Source organism: Acinetobacter sp. YH16032 (genome assembly GCF_013417345.1).
GTDB lineage: Bacteria > Pseudomonadota > Gammaproteobacteria > Pseudomonadales > Moraxellaceae > Acinetobacter.
In genome coordinates this window covers 40,517-56,321 of the sequence record NZ_VPEE01000014.1, presented here as the reverse complement: position 1 = coordinate 56,321, position 15,805 = coordinate 40,517, and the positions used below count along the sequence as shown (strand labels likewise).

Annotated in this window: 15 protein-coding genes and 1 riboswitch; of the genes, 11 read left to right on the top strand and 4 right to left on the bottom strand. The window is 39.9% G+C overall.

The genetic code is table 11. The features are described 5' to 3' along the window. Positions 1–4: 4 nt before the first annotated feature. Positions 5–146, top strand: a riboswitch (yybP-ykoY riboswitch). Between the two features lie 76 nt (positions 147–222). The 6 genes from FTV32_RS09160 to recJ all read left to right on the top strand — a co-directional run bounded on the left by FTV32_RS09160 (position 223) and on the right by recJ (position 6,858). Continuing rightward, on the top strand, positions 223–798 hold the full coding sequence (locus FTV32_RS09160; protein WP_180028489.1) for a TMEM165/GDT1 family protein: 576 nt from the start codon (positions 223–225) through the stop codon (positions 796–798). 215 nt (positions 799–1,013) lie between these two features. Further along, a complete protein-coding gene (locus FTV32_RS09155) occupies positions 1,014–1,379 on the top strand; it encodes a YkgJ family cysteine cluster protein (RefSeq protein WP_179999146.1) in 366 nt (121 codons plus the stop codon). A 177-nt stretch (positions 1,380–1,556) separates the two neighbouring features. Further along, positions 1,557–3,023: an IMP dehydrogenase gene (guaB, locus tag FTV32_RS09150; protein ID WP_035265814.1), complete on the top strand. Its 1,467-nt coding sequence runs from the start codon at positions 1,557–1,559 to the stop codon at positions 3,021–3,023. Positions 3,024–3,148: 125 nt separating this feature from the next. Next, positions 3,149–4,483, top strand: coding sequence for a phosphoglucosamine mutase (gene glmM / locus FTV32_RS09145; RefSeq protein ID WP_035265813.1), 1,335 nt, complete (start codon positions 3,149–3,151; stop codon positions 4,481–4,483). Positions 4,484–4,497: 14 nt separating this feature from the next. Then, positions 4,498–5,154, top strand: a complete 657-nt coding sequence (gene pdxH, locus FTV32_RS09140; protein WP_092766509.1) for a pyridoxamine 5'-phosphate oxidase — start codon at positions 4,498–4,500, stop codon at positions 5,152–5,154. Then, complete coding sequence (gene recJ / locus FTV32_RS09135; RefSeq protein ID WP_180028488.1) at positions 5,155–6,858, top strand: single-stranded-DNA-specific exonuclease RecJ; 1,704 nt, start codon at positions 5,155–5,157, stop codon at positions 6,856–6,858. Between the two features lie 37 nt (positions 6,859–6,895). Here the strand turns inward: recJ and FTV32_RS09130 are convergent, their stop codons facing one another. From FTV32_RS09130 to FTV32_RS09120, 3 genes are all read right to left on the bottom strand, one after another. After that, positions 6,896–7,657, bottom strand: a complete 762-nt coding sequence (locus FTV32_RS09130) for a putative porin (protein ID WP_180028487.1) — start codon at positions 7,655–7,657, stop codon at positions 6,896–6,898. 173 nt (positions 7,658–7,830) lie between these two features. Continuing rightward, the gene (locus FTV32_RS09125; protein WP_035265806.1) at positions 7,831–8,613 is read right to left on the bottom strand and encodes a putative porin; all 783 of its coding nucleotides are present in this window, start codon (positions 8,611–8,613) and stop codon (positions 7,831–7,833) included. Positions 8,614–8,902: 289 nt separating this feature from the next. Further along, positions 8,903–9,754, bottom strand: a complete 852-nt coding sequence (locus FTV32_RS09120; protein WP_051586529.1) for a putative porin — start codon at positions 9,752–9,754, stop codon at positions 8,903–8,905. 177 nt (positions 9,755–9,931) lie between these two features. On the opposite strand from FTV32_RS09120, the gene prfB reads away from it, so the two are divergent. The 5 genes from prfB to FTV32_RS09095 all read left to right on the top strand — a co-directional run bounded on the left by prfB (position 9,932) and on the right by FTV32_RS09095 (position 14,740). Then, positions 9,932–11,027 (top strand): peptide chain release factor 2 gene (gene prfB / locus FTV32_RS09115; RefSeq protein WP_143047395.1). Its coding sequence is split into 2 segments (ribosomal slippage): positions 9,932–10,003 and positions 10,005–11,027, totalling 1,095 coding nucleotides; the frame shifts between segments, so codons are not numbered across the junction. Positions 11,028–11,243: 216 nt separating this feature from the next. After that, the gene (locus tag FTV32_RS09110) at positions 11,244–11,546 is read left to right on the top strand and encodes a helix-turn-helix transcriptional regulator (protein ID WP_035265803.1); all 303 of its coding nucleotides are present in this window, start codon (positions 11,244–11,246) and stop codon (positions 11,544–11,546) included. A 26-nt stretch (positions 11,547–11,572) separates the two neighbouring features. Then, positions 11,573–12,637 carry an alkene reductase gene (locus FTV32_RS09105; RefSeq protein ID WP_035265802.1) on the top strand — a complete coding sequence of 355 codons (1,065 nt, stop codon included), beginning with the start codon at positions 11,573–11,575 and terminating at the stop codon, positions 12,635–12,637. Positions 12,638–12,734: 97 nt separating this feature from the next. Then, positions 12,735–14,015, top strand: coding sequence for a 3-deoxy-D-manno-octulosonic acid transferase (locus FTV32_RS09100; protein WP_180028486.1), 1,281 nt, complete (start codon positions 12,735–12,737; stop codon positions 14,013–14,015). Positions 14,016–14,026: 11 nt separating this feature from the next. Beyond that, positions 14,027–14,740, top strand: a complete 714-nt coding sequence (locus tag FTV32_RS09095) for a 16S rRNA (uracil(1498)-N(3))-methyltransferase (protein ID WP_180028485.1) — start codon at positions 14,027–14,029, stop codon at positions 14,738–14,740. Here the strand turns inward: FTV32_RS09095 and FTV32_RS09090 are convergent. Further along, the gene (locus FTV32_RS09090) at positions 14,714–15,697 is read right to left on the bottom strand and encodes a mechanosensitive ion channel family protein (protein ID WP_180028484.1); all 984 of its coding nucleotides are present in this window, start codon (positions 15,695–15,697) and stop codon (positions 14,714–14,716) included. The two genes, FTV32_RS09095 and FTV32_RS09090, sit on opposite strands and share 27 nt — an antisense overlap. Positions 15,698–15,805: the final 108 nt, after the last annotated feature.

The window sequence follows — 15,805 nt, the reverse complement described above, 5'->3', positions numbered from 1 at the left end:
ATGGATAAACTTCATTGGGGAGTAGCCGCTGTTCTGCAATAGAACAGGTGATGGTCAACATATTTGCTCTAAAACGAGCATGGTCATCATAGCAAAGAACCAAATGAGCTCTATTTGAGCTTTCTTTTGTTGGCAAGACCTTTGATTTACCATTCTGCAGATTTTTGGCTAGCAGGGATGGTGGGTCATTGGTATTTGTTATGCTAGCCAGAGAAAGACATCATGTATGAATTCCTTCTGTCTACAGGTATCGTCGCACTAGCTGAAATGGGTGATAAAACCCAATTGTTAGCTTTACTTCTTGCTGTACGCTTTCGTAAACCCGTTCCAATCTTAATTGCTATTTTGTTAGCGACAATTGTCAATCATGGAGTTTCCGCTGCTCTAGGACAATGGGTTACAACAATTTTAAGTCCCGAGATCCTCATGTGGATTCTAGCAATAGGATTTATTGCTATGGCTGCTTGGATGCTGGTCCCTGATGAACTAGAGGATGAGTCAGGAAGTATTCAAAAATGGCAAAAATTTGGCGTTTTTGGAGCGACATTTATTTTATTCTTCTTGGCTGAAATTGGCGACAAAACGCAGATTGCGACAGTGGCACTTGCTGCACGTTTTGACAGTATCTGGTGGGTGATGGCTGGAACGACATTAGGTATGATGATCGCTAATGCGCCGGCAGTATTTATTGGTGATAAATTGGCGAATCGATTACCTATTTCCTTGATTCACAAAATTGGCGCAATAATTTTCCTTGTCATTGGTGTGGGCACTTTAGTGCAACATTATTGTTTATAAATGGTTGTATACGCATAAAGATCTGAATCTTCAAAAGATTTATTTTATTTATAAATAGTATTGAAATAATGCACCATGAAAGTGATTCATAATGGTGCATTTTTTTAATGGAAGTTATTGATTAGTAAATAAATATAATAAAAATAAATCTTGTTTTTGAAATTAAGTTTTTTTAGGATTTCGTCACTAAAAAATTATTTTTAAGAGATTTAAAAATGCTCTCTCAGATTTCTGCACAGGATGCGTGTTTAAGTTGTGGTGCTTGTTGTGCCTATTTCCGTGTTTCATTTTATGGTGCGGAAGCGATGAACATCCCTACCGAGATGGTTGAGGATATTAACCCTGTATATGCTTGTATGGTGGGGACGAATCAAACTAACCCGCGATGCGTTGCTCTAGAAGGAGAAATAGGGAAGCAGGTCTCTTGCTCGATCTATACGGTTCGCAGTTCATCGTGTAGAGAGGTCCAAGCCGGAGATGCGCAATGTGCCAAAGCTCGACAAGCCCATCATCTGATCCCATTAATTGATATTGAAATTGTTCCATCGTCGAATGATGACGATTACGATCAGGTCAGTTAATTTGAATGATTTAAAATATGCTTCTGTTTTATATGCTCTTATTATGATTTTTTCGGATAGTAAATTGCATAAAAATAGGGGTGGTGGGTAAATTTCATAAAATTGTCGATAATAAGAAATGAAATTTACCTTAAAATTTGTATATAATGGCGCACGGAAATTACCAGTGAGACTGTTATGTTGACCATCGTTCAAGACGCGTTAACTTTTGATGATGTCCTATTACTCCCTGCCTACTCTACTGTTCTCCCAAAAGATGTCTCTCTAAAGACACGTTTAACTCGCGGCATTAATTTGAATATCCCTCTTGTGTCTGCAGCAATGGATACGGTGACTGAATCCCGTATGGCAATTGCAATGGCACAAAATGGCGGTATTGGTATCCTTCATAAAAATATGGATATTGCAGCGCAAGCTGCTGAAGTACGCCGTGTGAAAAAATTTGAAGCAGGCATGGTGAAAGATCCAATTACAGTAACCCCTGAAACGACTGTGCGTGAGTTAATCGCAATTACGCAAGCGAACAATATCAGCGGTGTGCCAGTGGTGAAAGATGGCAAAGTAGTTGGTATTGTGACAGGTCGTGATACACGCTTTGAAACTAATCTTGAACAGCCAGTAAGCAACATCATGACTGGTCAAGATCGTTTGGTCACTGTTCGCGAAGGTGAATCGAAAGAAAACATTCAGGCACTTCTTCAAAAAAATCGCATTGAGAAAGTGATTGTTGTTGGCGAAAACAACGAACTAAAAGGTTTAATCACTGTAACAGATTTTAATAAAGCTGAGCTTTATCCAAATAGCTGTAAAGATGACTTAGGTCGTTTACGTGTGGGTGCTGCAGTTGGTACAGGTGTAGAAACTCCAAGCCGTGTTGAAGCATTGGTTGATGCGGGTGTTGACGTGATTGTAGTCGATACTGCACATGGTCACTCTGCTGGTGTTATCGAGCGCGTACGTTGGGTTAAAGCCAACTACCCACAAGTTCAAGTCATTGGCGGTAACATTGCGACTGGCGATGCTGCATTGGCTTTACTTGATGCAGGCGCAGATGCTGTGAAAGTAGGTATCGGTCCTGGTTCAATCTGTACGACTCGTATTGTTGCAGGTATTGGTATGCCACAAATTTCGGCGATCGATTCTGTTGCTAACGCACTGAAAGATCAAATTCCATTGATCGCAGACGGTGGTATCCGCTTCTCAGGTGATATGGCAAAAGCGATCGGTGCAGGTGCAAGTACGATTATGGTGGGTTCTTTACTTGCTGGTACTGAAGAAGCACCAGGCGAAGTTGAATTCTTCCAAGGTCGTTATTACAAAGCTTACCGAGGAATGGGTTCATTGGGTGCAATGGCGGGTGCAACAGGTTCTGCGGATCGTTATTTCCAAGACTCTAAAGCAGGTGCTGAGAAGTTGGTTCCAGAAGGTATTGAAGGCCGCGTACCTTACAAAGGGCCAATGGGCAACATCGTGCATCAAATGATGGGTGGTTTACGTTCATCTATGGGTTATACAGGCTCTGCAGTGATTGAAGATCTTCGTCAAAATGCGAAATTCGTGAAAATCACGTCTGCGGGTATGTCTGAATCACACGTTCACGATGTGACCATTACTAAAGAAGCACCGAATTACCGTGTTGGTTAATTGCCTGTTATAAAACAATTTTTAAAAAAAACCGTCATGTAAATGACGGTTTTTTTATTTTGGTGTAAAGTGGTGCGCATTGAAAAAGGATGATGTTAATCACCCGCTATGAAGTGAGAGAATGAATGAGTTATTTTGGTACTGATGGTATTCGTGGGAAATTCGGTGTATTTCCAATCACACCTGAGTTTGCACTCAAATTAGGGTTTGCTGCGGGTAAAGTACTTAAGCGTAGAACAAAAAGAAATAAACCGATTGTGGTGATGGGCAAAGATCCTCGTTTATCAGGTTATATTTTAGAAGCGGCTTTACAATCGGGTTTAAACGCAGCTGGTGTTTATGTGCATTTATTGGGTCCATTACCTACGCCTGCCATTGCTCATTTAACTCGTGCTTTGCATGCCAGTTTAGGGATTGTCATCTCAGCTTCACATAACCCTTATCATGATAATGGTATTAAGTTTTTTTCTTCAGAAGGAAAAAAATTACCAGACGAGTTTCAAGATGAGATTAATGCTGAACTCGAGAAAGATATTGTCATTGATGATATTGCGAGTCTAGGAAAAAGTGTGCGTGTTGATGATGCTCCAGGTCGTTATATTGAATTTTGTAAATCAACGTTCCCATACCATTATGATTTAAACAATTTAAAGATTGTCGTCGACTGTGCCAATGGAGCAGCATATAACGTGGGTCCTGCGGTATTCCGTGAGCTCGGTGCCAAAGTGATTGCGATTCATAATGAACCGAATGGTTTGAATATTAACCAAGGCTGTGGCTCAACTCATCCTGAGAGTTTGCAAGCTGCTGTTGTTGAGCATCAAGCAGATTTGGGTATTGCATTTGATGGCGATGCAGATCGTGTCATTCTAGTGGATCAGAATGGAAAGCTGATTGATGGCGATCATATTTTATATATCTTGGCGACACAAAGTGCCAATAAACCAGCCGGTATTGTCGGTACGCTCATGAGCAATATGGCACTTGAATTAGCACTTGAAAAAGCAGAAGTTCCACTGCTACGTGCCAAAGTTGGTGACCGTTATGTACTGCAAGGTTTAGAGGAAAACGGTTGGGTTATTGGTGGTGAACCTTCAGGTCACATTTTAACTCTAGACAAGAGCACCACAGGTGATGCGATTATTGCAGCCCTACAAGTCTTAACTGTCATGGTTGAACAGAAGAAAGCATTGCATGAGTTGGTTGCTGACTTTAAATTACTGCCAAACGTGCTTGTAAATGTCCGTTTAGATGCAATGTTTGATCCCTACTCAGTACCTGCATTGGCTGCAGAATTTGCCAAAGCCGAAGCGCAACTTAAAGGTCGTGGTCGATTACTGATTCGTAAGTCAGGGACTGAACCTGTAATTCGTGTGATGGTTGAAGGTGATAATCTTCAAGAAGTGACTGCACTGGCACATGCTTTGGCAGATGCTGTACGTGCTAATGCAGCAGCTTAATCGGGGATTGACTCATGAGTGATTTGATTAAAGATCTCAGTGAACTGCGCCTAAATTATCAAAAAGGCGAATTACATGAGGATCAAGTGAATGCTGATCCACATGAACAGTTTCTATTGTGGTTTAACCATGCGTTAGAAGCTCAGCTTCACGAACCGTATGCCATGTCATTGGCTACGGCAAATGCCGATGGTCGACCGCACGTACGTACCGTATTACTTCGAGGTGCGGATGAAAATGGTTATGCGTTCTATACCAATTATGACAGCCAAAAAGGACTCGACTTAGTAGCCAATCCTTATGCGCAAATTCTGTTTTATTGGGCAGAACAAGAACGCCAAATTCGCATTTCAGGTCGAGTGGTAAAAATTTCGGAACAAGAATCCGCTGATTATTACCATAAGCGTCCGCGTGATAGTCAAATTGCAGCGCATATTAGTACCCCACAAAGTGGTGTGATTGCGAGCCGTGACGAGCTACAGCAACGCTTTAATGATTTGCATGAGCGTGTGGCAGATCAACAAACTTTAGATAAGCCTGGCTTCTGGGGTGGTTACCGTATAGAGCCAGATTATTATGAGTTCTGGCAAGGTCGCCCAAACCGTTTGCACGACCGTTTGTGTTATGAAAAAATCGACGGTGCGTGGAAATTACAACGATTGATGCCATAAATGCCAAAATTTGAAATCAAGCAACGTCCATTTTTAACACGCCCTGAAAATTTTCAGGGCGTGCCTTCATTTATTGCCGAAATTTTGGCACGTCGTGGCGTTGAATCTGAACAAGAATTAGAACTGAAATTAAAACATTTATTGGCGCCAACCATGAAAGGTTTGGATGCTGCAATTCAGTTGATTGACCAAGCCATCAATCAACACAAAAAAATTGTGATTGTCGGTGACTACGATGCTGACGGTGCAACCAGTACAGCACTGATGATGCTTGCATTGCGTGACATGGGGGCAGATGTTGATTACTTAGTCCCTGATCGCTTTAAGTATGGCTATGGTTTGACACCTGCTATAGCAGATCTTGCGTTTGCCAACTTTACGCCTGATTTGTTGATTACGGTCGACAATGGTATTTCAAGTCATGATGGAGTTAAGCAAGCCCAAGATCATGGCATGCAAGTAATTATTACTGATCATCATCTCACAACCAAGCCAACGCCTATGGCTGAGGCAGTGGTGAATCCGAATCAACTCGGTTGTGAGTTTCCAAGTAAAGCTTTGGCAGGAGTAGGAGTTGCCTTTTATGTGTTGGCGAATTTATCTAGTCATCGTAAAAAAATGGGCAAGTCTTTTTCACAAATGATTAACTATTTGGATTTGGTAGCGCTTGGGACCTATGCCGATGTTGCCAGTTTGGACTATAACAACCGAATCTTAATCGACAGTGGTCTAAAGCGGATTCAACAAGGATTATGTCGCCCCGGGATTTCAGTCTTATTAGATATTGCAAAACGTGATCCTGCAGGACTGAAAGCGCAAGACTTAGGTTTTGTGATTGGACCGCGAATTAATGCGGCAGGGCGTATGGAAACCATGGACATTGGCATCGAATGTCTCTTGGCATCCGACTTGGCTACAGCATATCCTTTGGCTGAACAGCTGAATCAACTCAATGTTGAGCGTCGTCAGGTTGAAGGCAAGATTAAACAAGAAGCATTAAGTGCATTAGATCAAATTCAGCTAGATAAGGATGCAATACCTGCAGCGTTAATTATGTTTGAGCCACATTGGCATCAAGGCGTGATTGGAATTGTGGCAGGACGCTTAAAAGAGCAGTTCCATCGTCCGAGTATCGTTTTTGCCCGTGATGAAGATGGCATTCATATCAAAGGTTCAGCGCGTTCGATTGAGGGAATTCATATTCGGGATGCGATTGAGCGTGTGGCTGAGCAATATCCACATATTGTCAGTCACTTTGGTGGGCATGCTGCAGCTGCAGGTCTAACCATTAAAAAAGAACATTTTGCTGAGTTTAAGCAGGTATTTGAGCAGTTGATCGCCAGTCAAGATGAAAGTCTGTTTACTGCAACTTTATGGACGGATGGGGAGTTGCCAGCATCAGCTTTCCAAATTGAAACGGTGGACGTATTACAAAATTTAAGTCCTTGGGGGCAAAAGTTTCCTGCGCCTGTATTCGAGGGAGTTTTTAAAATTTTGGATTATCGCTGGCTTAAGGATGTGCACTTGAAACTGCGTGTAGCTTTAGAAAATGGTCAAGTGGTGGAGGCAATCGCCTTTAACGCAGCAGATAAATATCAGTTTGATCCGATGCTCAATGAAATTCGCTTGGTCTATGAGCTGGATAAAAATACCTTTAATGGCAATACCAGTTTACAAATGCGCATTTTACATATGCATCAATAAAAAACCGCTCATTAGAGCGGTTTTTAGCACTCAAAGATTAGAAGCGGTATGCACCACGTACAGCAAAGGTATTACCGTCATCTGCAAAACCAATTCGACCTTCGACACTTACTTGCTGATTGAAGAATTTTTTAGCATTTACACCAAATTCATCAAAAGATCCGCCGTTGAAATCTTGATTGAAATAGTCGACACCCACGCTGAGTGTTTTATCAATGTAATAATCGCCTCTTAAAGAGAACTCATCTAAATCACCAAATGCAGCACCAGCCTCTAAATTCACATCGTTTGCGCCAATTTGAGTGACATATTTTGCTCGAAGAGTAGGGTCAATACCATCATCGTTGTCATCATCCCAACCACGTAAACCAGCTGCGACCAATAAAGATGGTGCTAAGAAATAACCAGCTTCAATTTTATAGTTTGTGACATCATTATCAGGGGTGTTAGGTATTTTTTGAGTTTCCTGAGAAAGATTGGCATTTAGATAGAAATCAGTATTTGGAACAAAGTATTCAATTCCAACACCATAATTCCAGTATTCGACTACATCAAAGTCGTCATAAGATACTTTTGCATTCACGTTGCTCGAACGATTTAAAAATGCAGCTTCGTTCAATGGAGAGTTCTTGATTTGAACAGGATTAAAATAATATGTGCCATCAAGCGCAAAACCTGCAGAATTGCTACCATTATCAGGATCGATCAATTTGGCTGTAGCCCCAACTTCAGCTTGATACGCATGTGCAGTTCCTAAGCTTGCAATAAGTGCAGTCGCAAGTGTAATTTTTTTAAACATATATTGACTCTCTTTGTTATAGAAATATGACTGTTTTGTGACAGCTAGTTTCTATTGTAAGAACAAAAGGGGATGAGTCAATGTACATAAAATGACATTCCATCAGGTTTTTGCACAAAAAAAGCCCATCATTAAGATGGGCTTTTAAGAAACATTAAATCTTAATCAAGATATTAGAAGCGATATTTAGCAGCTAAACCGAATTTGTTGTAATCATTATTCGCAAGTTCACCAAAACCTACACGACCTTCTAAGCTGACTTGAGGTGTGAAGAATTTACGTGCGCTTACACCAAACTCGTTTGTATCTGCAGGACCAGTATCTTTACTATAGTAATCTACACCAACACTTAAAGTTTTATCGATGAAGTAATCAGCAGCTAGATTATATTCATCAAGGTCACCAAATGCAGCGCCAGCTTCTAAGTTGATATCTTTACCGTTAGACAATGTAGTTACATATTTAGCACGTAATGTTGGGTCAACACCATCATCATAGTCGTTATCGTAACCCTTAAGACCTGCTGCAATTAATAAGCCAGGTGCAGGCAAATAACCTACTTCAGCACCATAAACTGTCTCATCAAAATCAGGTCCAATATCAAATTTACGATCATCACGACCAACATTACCGCTTACATAAAAATCAGAATTAGGTACGAAGTATTCAACACCTACGCCGTATTGATGTCTTTCATCATCACCAACTTCGCTGTATTGGTATTTCGCATTTACATTACTTGCACGATCAAGGAATGCAGCTTCAGCTAATGGAGCATTACGTGTTTGAACTGGTTGGAAATAATAAGTACCATCAACACCAAATGAACCACTTGTACTACCATTATCAGGATCGATAAGACCTGCAGAAGCACCTACTTCAGCTTGATATGCATTTGCAGTTCCAGTTACAGCTAAAGCAGAAAGAAGCGCAGACGCGATTGCTAATTTTTTCATGGATACTTCCCCTCAATAGAGTTAGTTGTTAATACATTTTTTGTTACAAGTTCAGTGTAGGGGAAAATCATGAAGGATCAATCAAGCAAAAGTAACAGTAATGTATCTTGTGTAATTTTTATGTAAAAATAAAACTTTAAATTATTGATTTTAAAAAATAAAAAATCATGTTAATTCATGTGAAAGATAAGGTGTTTTAGTCATTTTATGTTGCTTTTCAATATGAATTGTATGCAATTTGAACGAAAGTAGCAGTTTTGGCACTGCTACTTCCCCATGTTGAATGGAATTAGAATCGATATGTTCCGTTTATATTAAACTTATCTTCATCATCACTGAATCTTAAAATACTCCCAAGAGAGAGGTTATTATTGATAAAGTATTTGCCACGTAATTGGTATTCGTCTTTATGAATTTTACTAGTGCTATTCGTATCTCGCGTATAAGCACTACCTAGGCTTAAGCGTTGAGTTAAATAATAATCCCCACCAAATGTAATCGAATCAATATCATGTCCAAAGCTACCATCCAATTCTAAATTGAGATATTGACCATTTTGGTCTAATGGGGTGACATATTTGGCTTTTAAAGCAAAAGCATTTTCATCAAAGCCTTCACCTTTATAAGCATTAATACCTGCTGCTATCAGTAAATTTTGAATAGGAGTATAACCAACGAGAGCTCTATAGGTGGTTAGATCGAAACGCTGCTTAGCATGAGATGAACCGTTTAGTGAGCTTGAGCGTGACTCCACTTTATAATGTTGACGACCGACCTCACCTGTGAAGTACAGTTGATCAATATAATATTCTCCCCCTATTGAATAGCCGTGCAGCTCTTGTTTGCTTTGCGCAACTGTTTCATTTATATACAATTTATCGTCTTTAATATGCTGAAAACTATATTTCGCTGAAACGCGATTATGGTGGCCAAGAAATGCAGCCTCATTAAGTGGTTTATTTTCAGTATCAACTGCTTTGAAGTAATAAGTACCTTCTGTTTCAAATACACCGTGATAATCAACCTTGAGACTATCATGGTCAAAATAGGTATATCCAGCATCAATTTGAGCTTGGTAGGCCATGGCTGAAGTTGTCAAAGGGAGGATGGCCAAAGCCAAATAGGTTTTGTTCATTTTCATAAGTCTCTGCTTATTGTTGTAAAAATAAAGTAAGTATTTTTTAATAATTAAATGTATTGTTAATAATAACTAAACAATGGTCAAGAGAATATTGAATAAAAAAGCAAACTCTCAAGTTTTACTTGGCTGTGTTAAAATATTGGCAATTTTGATATAGACATATTTAGGATCTACACCGTGGAAATTAATCCTTATCTTCTCCAGCTAAAAGACTTGAGCGAACGTGGTCAAACACTACGGGGGTATCTTTGACTACGATCTAAAGAAAGAGCGTTTAGAGGAGGTTCTCCGCGAACTTGAAGATCCAGCAATTTGGAATGATCAAAATCGTGCCCAAGCGATGGCGAAAGAAAAAGGTGAGCTCGAAAACGTTTTAAATGTTTTAGATGGTTTAGCAACACAACTTGATGATGCACAAGCGATGCTTGATCTTGCTGTAGAAGCGGATGAAGAAGAAATGCTTGCAGATGTTCAAGCAGAACTTGATTCAGCTGAGGCTGAACTGGCTAAACTTGAATTCAGACGTATGTTTAGTAATCCAATGGATCCAAATCCTTGCTATGTCGAAATTCAAGCGGGGTCAGGTGGTACTGAAGCTCAAGATTGGGCATCTATGCTATTACGTATGTACTTACGTTGGATTGAGCGTCATGGCTTTAAAGCTGAGTTAATGGAAGAATCTGACGGTGATGTGGCTGGGATTAAATCGGCAACAATTCGTGTAGAAGGCGAATATGCTTATGGTTGGTTACGTACTGAATCAGGTGTACATCGCTTAGTTCGTAAATCACCTTTTGACTCAGGCAACCGTCGTCACACTTCATTCTCAGCGGTTTTTGTGTCTCCAGAAATTGATGACAACATTGAAATTGAGATCAATCCAGCAGATGTCCGTACGGATACATACCGCGCTTCAGGTGCAGGTGGTCAGCACATTAACAAAACAGATTCTGCCGTGCGTTTAACCCATGCACCAACTGGAATTGTGGTGGCTTGTCAGAACCAGCGTTCACAACACGCTAACCGTGATCATGCTTGGAAACAGCTTCGTGCTAAATTGTACGAATTGGAAATGAATAAGCGTAATGAAGCAGCTCAAGCACTAGAAGATTCTAAATCGGATATTGGGTGGGGGAGCCAAATTCGATCTTATGTGTTGGATGATTCACGTATTAAGGACTTACGTACTGGCGTTGAAAATTCAAATACGGGTGCCGTGTTAGATGGTGATCTTGATAAATTTATTGAAGCTAGTTTGAAACAAGGGCTTTAATATTTTTTTAAAAAAAGGCAGGGCAAAAGCCCTGCCTTTTTCGTTCTAGCACGAAGCTTGCTAGATTAAATCAGTTCAATGTTAGAATCAGAATTATTCGGCACAGTCATTCATAAACTCGATTTGTTAAATATCGTAATAATTCGATATTAATATCTATATAAATCGATATAATGAGTTCAGCACAGTGCAGATCATTAACTTGAGTGAAATGAGATGGATACTGAAGCAATTTTCAAAGCCTTATCGAACCCGATACGCCGCCAAATTTTACAATGTTTAAAAGATCCAGAGCGCTTTATTCCACAAGATGAGTGCGTGCAAGATTTTAGTCGTGGCGTATGTGCAGGACAGATTGAAAAAATTGCAGATGTATCTCAGTCAACCATGTCTAATCATTTATCTGTTTTACAACAAGCAGGTTTGGTTCATGTTACTAAGCATGGTCAATGGTCTTATTTTTCTCGTAATGAAGCACTGATAAAAAGTTTTGCAGAACACCTTCAACAATCACTCTAACGATAATGAGTGAAGAGGATAGATGAATGACTGATTTTAGTAGCCCAGTAGTCTTTGGTGAATTAAAGCTCAAAAATCGCGTGGTTATGGCACCTTTAACGCGTAGTCGTGCGACAGATGATCGTGTACCAACAGAAATGATGGCTGAGTATTATGCGCAACGTGCAAGTAGTGGATTAATTATCTCAGAAGCGACCGTAATTTCTGAGGAGGCGAATGGCTATTTAAATACGCCAGGATTATTCACTGATGCTCAAGTGGAAGGGTGGAAGAAAGTAACCCAAGCTGTTCATGACAAAGATGGCTTAATTGTCGCTCAGCTTTGGCATGTTGGACGTGTGTCACATCCAGATTTACTGAAGGGTGATATACCCGTTTCGGCGAGTGCTGTTCAACAAGCCGGACATGTCAGTTTGTTGCGTCCGAAACGTCCTTATGTCTTGCCACGTCCATTAGAAATTTCTGAAATTCACGCGATTACAGCGCAATATAAACAAGCAGCAATTCGTGCTAAAGAGGCAGGATTTGATGGTGTGGAATTGCATGCGGCGAATGGTTATTTAATTGATCAATTCTTGCAATCGAAAACCAATCAGCGTGAAGATGAATATGGCGGCTCGGTGGAAAATCGTGCGCGTTTCTTGTTAGAAGTCGTGGATGAGCTAATTGAAGTTTGGGGTGCTGGTCGAGTAGGTGTACATTTAGCTCCTCGTGGTGATGAACACGATATGGGTGATGATGATCCACGTGAAACTTTTGGTTATGTGTTAGAACAACTCGGTCAAAGACACATTGCATTTTTCTTTACACGTGAATATTTGGCAGAAGACAGTATTAGTCAAGAATTAAAAGCGCGTGGACAAGGTATTCCTTTTATTGCCAATATGCGTTTAAGTCGAGAGGATGCTTTACAACTTCTCACTTCAGGTCAAGCTGATGCAGTGTCTTTTGGTAAAGATTATATCGCCAATCCTGATTTATATGAGCGTTTGGTACAGAATGCTCCTTTGAATGAATTAAAGTTAGAAAATATGATCGGGACGAATGTGGCTGAAGGCTATATCGATTATCCTTTTTTACAAGGAAATTGAAATTTAAGATAAGTATTTGAACCGAAAAAATTCGCAGGGTATGATCTCAACTTCGTGGTCATGCCCTATTTTTTAAGAAAGCTCGAGGTCTTACGTTTTGACAACTCCATTTTGGTATAACGCAGCATTGGCTTTATTAAAGCCAATTTATAAATGGCGTATAAAAAAGCGAGCAGACAATATTGAGCAATTTCATCAAGAGTGCTTAGAGCGCTTCGGTCCGTTTCAATCTCCAAAAAATCTTAATGCGATATGGTTTCATGTGGTTTCAGTTGGAGAAACCAATGCTGCACAACCTCTGATAGAACATTATTTAAAGCTTGGGTATGCTGTGTTGGTTACGAATACCACCAAAACAGGTCAGGCACGAGCTAAATCCTTATTTGCAAAAGTACCATATGTAGATCTTTTTCAAGCAGTATATTTACCTGCAGATCAAAAAAAATTAGTCAGTGCTTTTTTAAAAAAATATCAACCTAAAATGTTGGTTTTGGTTGAAACGGAACTATGGCCCAATTTAATTGATCAGGCGAAAATTAGTAAAATACCCACTTTTTTGGTGAACGCACGTTTATCTAAAAAGTCAGCAAAAGGATACGCCAAAGTACCAAGTATTACTCAGCCTATGCTCAGCGGTCTGACTCAACTTTTGGCTCAAGATGAAGCTTCACTGAATCGATTTAGGGCTTTAGGTGCTGCTACAGCGCATAGTCAAACAGTGGGTAGTATTAAGTTTGATATTCATGCGCCCGAAGAAATGCTATTGAAAGCGCAACAAATTCATCAAGATTGGGATTTGCAAGCACGCCAAATTATTACGATTGCAAGCACACATCATCCTGAAGAGAAAAATCTGTTATCTAAGTTTAAAGATTATTTAAATGATCATCCTGCCGTCTTGCTGATTATTGTACCGCGTCATCCAGAACGTTTTTATGAAGTTGCACAAGCCATTCAAAGTCATGAGTTAAAAATGCATCGACGTAGTTTAGGTGAAATCATTGAGGCTGATACACAAGTTTATCTTGCTGATAGTATGGGTGAAATGTGGATTTGGTATGCATTGAGCCAAGCAAGTTTTGTGGGTGGATCATTAAATGAACCTGGCGGTGGGCATAATATCTTAGAGCCAATATCACTCAATGTCCCGACTGTGATTGGACCGAACTACTTTAACTTTCAAACCATTGTCGATGAATTTGTGGAAGAAAAAGGGATTCTAATCGGTCAAACTACGGAAGAGGTGGTGAATCATCTTATTCAGTGCTTATCTCAGGATGAAACGATTTTAGCAGTACAAAATCAGGCTCAAAAGATCATGCAACGGAATACAGGGTCATTGCAAAAACATATTCATGTCCTGAATCAATACCTTTAGTTTTTAAGTATATGAATATTGTATTGCTTGATCCTGCATCAGCACAGGATGACCTCTGGACGATTCAATCTGCACGCCAAATTGAGCATCTGAAGCATCAACTTGATATTAAAATTGGAGATACTTTAAAGGTTGGTATTAGAGGTGCTGGTCGATATACAGCTGAGGTCATAGAAATTTCTGAAAGGAAAATCTTAATTCAGCCACTTTATGAAGAGCCTGTACCGAAGAAATTACCTGTAACGTTAATCGTTGCTATGCCTAGACCGAAAGTATTGAGACGATTGATTCAAGATGCTGTAACTTTAGGCGTAGAAAAAATCATTTTGCTGCACAGCTATCGGGTCGATAAAAGCTATTGGCAAACACCATTTTTACAGCAAATTGATCACTATGTTCAACTGGGCTTAGAACAAGCGGGTGATACATTTCCACCTGAAATCGGAATATATAAACGCTTTAAACCTTTTGTGGAAGATGTTCTTCCTCAAATGATTTCCGTTGAACGACCAGCTTATGTAGCACATCCTTATGCAACCCACAGTATGCCTCATGCGATTGAGCACCCGTGCACGATATTGATTGGGCCTGAAGGTGGTTATATTCCTTATGAGATTGATTTACTCAAAAAAAACGGCTGCCAAGCTGTCAGCTTAGGCAACCGAATTATCCGTACTGAGACGGTGATTCCTTATGTGTTAGGTCGTCTGTTTAGCACGTGGTGATTCATCTTCTTGTGAAGAATCTCCGCGATAGACTTTAACTTCTTGAACTGGATATGGAATCGAAATTTCATGTTCAGCAAAAGCTTGAATTACTTTTTCTTGCACTAAACTGATAGATGTAGATGTCGCAGTTTCACCCGTATTCACCCACCAACGTACAGTGAGGTTGATTGAGAAATCAGCTAAGGCAGAGACATTCACGCTAAATCCGGGTTGACTGAGAATCTGTTGATCGCGGTCTAAAATACTTAAAATAATATCTTTCGCTTTTTGAACATTATCTTCATAACCAATACCAACCACGAATTCACAACGACGACGTGGATATGCCGTATTGACGGTCACTGCATTGGTATAGACCGTTGCGTTTGGAATGACGATACGGCGACCATCAGGTGAACGTAAGTAGGTTGCACGAATTTGAATATCTTCAACGGTCCCTTCTAAACCATTCACAATGATATCGTCGCCAATTTTGAAGGGTTCACCGAGTAGAATTAAAATACCAGAGAGCAGGTTTTGAAAAATATCTTTAAATGCAAAACCAATTGCGACAGAGCCGATCCCCAGTGCACTCATCAGCTGTCCAGGTGTAAACCCTGGAATTGCAATAACCATCGCAATTAAGAAGCCAAAGAAAATAATAAAAGAGCTACCGACGCGGTTGAGGACGAGCACTAAATTTTGTTTGGTATATGAACGCTCTGAAAGTGCTTTTCTGACAAATAATTTGAACAGCTTAGACAACAACCAAAATAAGGTAAATACAATCAAAGCAATACAGATATAAGGGATTCGTTCCCAAAAGCCATCCATGATTTTATCAATGGTGGTATATGCATCATTGTATTTCGCAGTATGTGCAATGACGGTTTGAGCCGTTTTCTCACTTGCATCTTGTAGAAGTTGAGTCGTACCTTGAGCCACCTGACTCAAAGAATTTTGTTGTTCAGCCACGAGTGTTCCAAATGTATTGAATGTTTACATTTTGCCTGAAAATACAGTGAATAAAAATCACGTTCGCAGGTTTTATCGTCATTTTTATTCATTGAATAAACTGAAAAT

Bases quoted from the DNA above. Each gene is read 5' to 3' on its own strand.
- FTV32_RS09160 (WP_180028489.1), top strand. From the start codon at position 223: ATGTATGAATTCCTTCTGTCTACAGGTATCGTCGCACTAGCTGAAATG.
- FTV32_RS09155 (WP_179999146.1), top strand. From the start codon at position 1,014: ATGCTCTCTCAGATTTCTGCACAGGATGCGTGTTTAAGTTGTGGTGCT.
- guaB (WP_035265814.1), top strand. From the start codon at position 1,557: ATGTTGACCATCGTTCAAGACGCGTTAACTTTTGATGATGTCCTATTA.
- glmM (WP_035265813.1), top strand. From the start codon at position 3,149: ATGAGTTATTTTGGTACTGATGGTATTCGTGGGAAATTCGGTGTATTT.
- pdxH (WP_092766509.1), top strand. From the start codon at position 4,498: ATGAGTGATTTGATTAAAGATCTCAGTGAACTGCGCCTAAATTATCAA.
- recJ (WP_180028488.1), top strand. From the start codon at position 5,155: ATGCCAAAATTTGAAATCAAGCAACGTCCATTTTTAACACGCCCTGAA.
- FTV32_RS09130 (WP_180028487.1), bottom strand. From the start codon at position 7,657: ATGTTTAAAAAAATTACACTTGCGACTGCACTTATTGCAAGCTTAGGA.
- FTV32_RS09125 (WP_035265806.1), bottom strand. From the start codon at position 8,613: ATGAAAAAATTAGCAATCGCGTCTGCGCTTCTTTCTGCTTTAGCTGTA.
- FTV32_RS09120 (WP_051586529.1), bottom strand. From the start codon at position 9,754: ATGAAAATGAACAAAACCTATTTGGCTTTGGCCATCCTCCCTTTGACA.
- FTV32_RS09110 (WP_035265803.1), top strand. From the start codon at position 11,244: ATGGATACTGAAGCAATTTTCAAAGCCTTATCGAACCCGATACGCCGC.
- FTV32_RS09105 (WP_035265802.1), top strand. From the start codon at position 11,573: ATGACTGATTTTAGTAGCCCAGTAGTCTTTGGTGAATTAAAGCTCAAA.
- FTV32_RS09095 (WP_180028485.1), top strand. From the start codon at position 14,027: ATGAATATTGTATTGCTTGATCCTGCATCAGCACAGGATGACCTCTGG.